General features: G+C 49.5%; 4 protein-coding genes. 1 reads left to right on the forward strand and 3 read right to left on the reverse strand.

Annotation, left to right across the window (positions count from 1 at the left end; translation table 11 throughout):
* Positions 1–145: 145 nt before the first annotated feature.
* Positions 146–430 carry a YfcZ/YiiS family protein gene (locus tag MES37_RS23790; RefSeq protein ID WP_064544709.1) on the reverse strand — a complete coding sequence of 95 codons (285 nt, stop codon included), beginning with the start codon at positions 428–430 and terminating at the stop codon, positions 146–148.
* A gap of 375 nt (positions 431–805) precedes the next feature.
* On the opposite strand from MES37_RS23790, the gene fadL reads away from it, so the two are divergent.
* Positions 806–2,128, forward strand: a complete 1,323-nt coding sequence (fadL, locus tag MES37_RS23795; RefSeq protein WP_064544706.1) for a long-chain fatty acid transporter FadL — start codon at positions 806–808, stop codon at positions 2,126–2,128.
* 66 nt (positions 2,129–2,194) lie between these two features.
* Here fadL and mlaA read toward each other — a convergent pair whose 3' ends face one another.
* Entirely contained in the window at positions 2,195–2,953 is a 759-nt protein-coding gene (gene mlaA / locus MES37_RS23800; RefSeq protein WP_064544704.1) for a phospholipid-binding lipoprotein MlaA, read from the reverse strand.
* Between the two features lie 13 nt (positions 2,954–2,966).
* Positions 2,967–3,485, reverse strand: a 519-nt coding sequence (locus MES37_RS23805) for a tetratricopeptide repeat protein (protein WP_237932774.1), incomplete at its 5' end; no start/stop codon positions are given.

The following is a 3,485-nucleotide window of genomic DNA, read 5'->3' on the forward strand; positions in this document are numbered from 1 at the left end:
TGAAACGGAGGGCTTAAGCTACGTCGGAAGATCGAGGTCTTCAGGTCGGATACAAGCTTCCTCCGTTTCATGTAACCGGTAGCTAACCAGCTACCGGTTCAAGATACAAGGTCGGATAAGCTTGCGCCATCCGACATTTTTACATTTAACGCAGGCCGAGCTGGAAGATCATAGTTTCAGCCTGGCAGCTGAAAGTGAAGTCGATATCCAGACGTACGCCATCAGCTTCTTCGGTATAACGCGGAACAATCTGGCAAGGTTCAGATTCTGCGGCACGTGCTTTTTCGGTCAGCGCAGCCAGAGTTTCTTCAGCTTCAGCACGGGTTGCAAACACGCGGCTGTATGTTGCTGTGCAATCGGTGTTATCGATGATGGAACCAACATCAATACAGCAGCAAACCGGGGTTTCATCAGCAGTGTTCTTACTCATTTTATGATTTCCTCTGTATTTCGCATTGAATAGGATTAAACAATTCCTGCTTATTTTACGCTCCCTGTTGAAGCGACTCCAGTCGTTAATCTTGTCAAAATCCGCAAGTGACCCAAATCACACTTAAAAATGATCTAAAACAAGATTCACCTATTTTGCGTAGTGACGAAGAACCCGATTTTGCCAGGCAGATCTCGTTTCTACGATCAAATTTGAAAATTCTTAGATACAAACTTGCAACATTCCATCTGGTCAGACCTATACTCTCGCCACTGGTCTGATTTCTCTGTAACAGATCAGCCCCTACTATTCGCGCTCCTGTTACGGTATGTAACATTGTTTGTATAAAAATAAATCTACGATGAGGTTTTGGTCATGAGCCAGAAAAACCTGTTTACAAAGTCAGCCCTCGCGGTTGCAGTGGCAATAGTCTCTTCGCAGGCGTACTCGGCCGGCTTTCAATTAAACGAGTTCTCTTCCTCTGGCCTGGGCCGAGCTTATTCGGGGGAAGGTGCAGTTGCAGATAATGCGGGCTCTGCCAGCCGTAACCCTGCAACAATTATGATGTTTGACCGCCCTTCTTTCTCTGGCGGTGCCGTCTTTATTGATCCCGACGTCAATATTTCCGGAACCTCACCAACAGGCCGCAGCACCGATGCGAATAACATCGCACCGACCGCCTGGGTGCCAAACATCCACTTCGTTGCACCGATTAACGAACAGTTTGGTTGGGGTGCTTCTGTTACCTCTAACTACGGTTTGGCGACAGAATTTGCCGACGATTACACCGCAGGTTCGATGGGTGGTAAGACCGATCTGACCACGATGAACCTGAATCTGAGCGGCGCATACCGCCTGAACAGCAACTGGAGCTTCGGTCTTGGCTTTGATGCGGTTTACGCTAAAGCTAAAATCGAGCGCTACGCAGGTGATTTAGGCCAAATCGTTGCCGGTTCTGGCGCATTGCCTCCGTCACTGGCAGGCCCGGTTTCCCGTATTCCTGGCGATACTCAAATCGCGCACCTGAAAGGTGACGAGTGGGGTTATGGCTGGAACGCCGGTATTCTTTATGAAATCGATAAGAACAACCGTTACGGCTTAACGTATCGCTCAGAAATCAAAATCGATTTCGACGGCGACTATAAGAGCAACCTGCCTTCTGCGTATAACCCACTGCTGTCCAGATTTGGCTTGCCTGCTGGTACCAACGGGCAAACCGTTCCAGGTTCTCTGACGCTGAACCTGCCAGAAATGTGGGAACTGTCCGGTTATAACAAAGTTGATCCACAGTGGGCGATTCACTACAGCATCGCTTACACCAGCTGGAGCCAGTTCCAGGAGCTGAAAGCCACTGGCACCAACGGCCAGACTCTGTTCTATAAAGATGAAAGCTTTAAAGATGCGTACCGTATTGCTTTAGGTACCACCTACTTTATGGATAAGAACTGGACCTTCCGTACCGGTATTGCATTTGACGATAGCCCAGTTCCGGCAGACCATCGTTCAATCTCTATCCCGGATCAGGACCGCTTCTGGATCAGTGCGGGTACCACCTACGCATTTAACGAAGATGCGTCTGTCGATGTCGGTGTTTCCTACATGCATGGCCAGAACGTTGAGATCAAAGAAGGTCCATACACCTTCCAGTCTGCAGGTAAAGCCTGGTTGTACGGCATGAACTTTAACTACGCATTCTAATAGTTAACGGTGAAAAAAAAGGCGAAACCTCAGTTTCGCCTTTTTTATGTCTCTCATTCCAGAAGGTTACTGAGAGTCGATATCTTTTAGATCATCCTGAATAGCTGATGCGTTCGGATTCTCTTGTGGCGTGAGCTTCCCGCCGTTGGCCTGGAAATCATGGCGCTGGAAGTAGGCTTCACGCACCAAAATATAGGGGTCTGAAGATTGCTTCAGCAAGCCTTCGGAATCCAACAATTGCGCACGAGTTTCGATACCTTCAAGCGTCCATTTACCCAGTGACATCCACCAGGTCAGCCAGGACAGTGGCGCATACAAATCATCGACCAACTCACCGCCATCTTCACGGAGCGTGAAGCTACCGTATGCCGGTAAATGCACATATGGGCCATAACCCACGCCATAATGCCCAAGCGTAGTACCGAAACGGTTCGGCTCAAGACGTTGTAACTTCGGATTCGCCATCCCCGCAACATCGATTAAACCACCCATCCCCAACAAGCTGTTCAGGAAGAAACGAGTGAAATGCACCATCCCCTGATACGGGTCGCCCTGGATAAAGTTGTTCACCATAGAGGCAGGTTCTTCGAGGTTACTGGTGAAGTTACTTATCCCATTACGTGCCGGTTGCGGCATATAATCACGCCATACCACAGCCACCGGGCGCACCACATACGGGTCCAACACATTAAAGTTGAAGTCGTACATCGTGCGGTTGAACCCTTCTAGCGGGTCCGAACGCCCTTGCGGTTGTGTATCGCCCGAGCTGGCACAGCCGACCAAAACAGTCACAGCCAATGCCAGCCCAGTGAGGCGGAAATTCATAATTCTCTCCCTGTTATTGCTGTTCTACGCTCTCAGGTTTGGTGCCGCCCCCGCCAGCAAGCGCTGCGGTCGCCTGCTCAATACTTCTTTGCACCACAGCGCGACGCGAGTCATTTGCTGGCAGAACTCGCAACATGATTTGCCATGCACCTATTGCCTCAGAGTAATGTTGCTGCTCAAAAGCGTTAAACGCCAACAAGCTTAGAACGCGAACATTTGTATGATCCGATTTGAGCAACTCTCGCAACAGATCACCACCCAGTTGGTTATCCTGCGGGTCGCCGCTACGGGTCAATACTTCAGCATAGCCCAGCTTTACATTATCGTTAGTGGGCGACAGTTTATACGCATGAGCAAAGGCTTGTGTAGCGGTTGATGCATTATTAAGAACCATACCAATACGTCCGAGCATCATCCAGCCCTCAATATTGTTAGGTTCATGCTGTAATTGCGTGCGTAATCCAAGACCGAGATTGGCCATTTCCGGCATATTCAGCGGCCTGGCTTGCGGGTCTAAAGCACGTTGCAATAG

The organism is Buttiauxella sp. S19-1 (genome assembly GCF_022134725.1).
GTDB lineage: Bacteria > Pseudomonadota > Gammaproteobacteria > Enterobacterales > Enterobacteriaceae > Buttiauxella > Buttiauxella ferragutiae.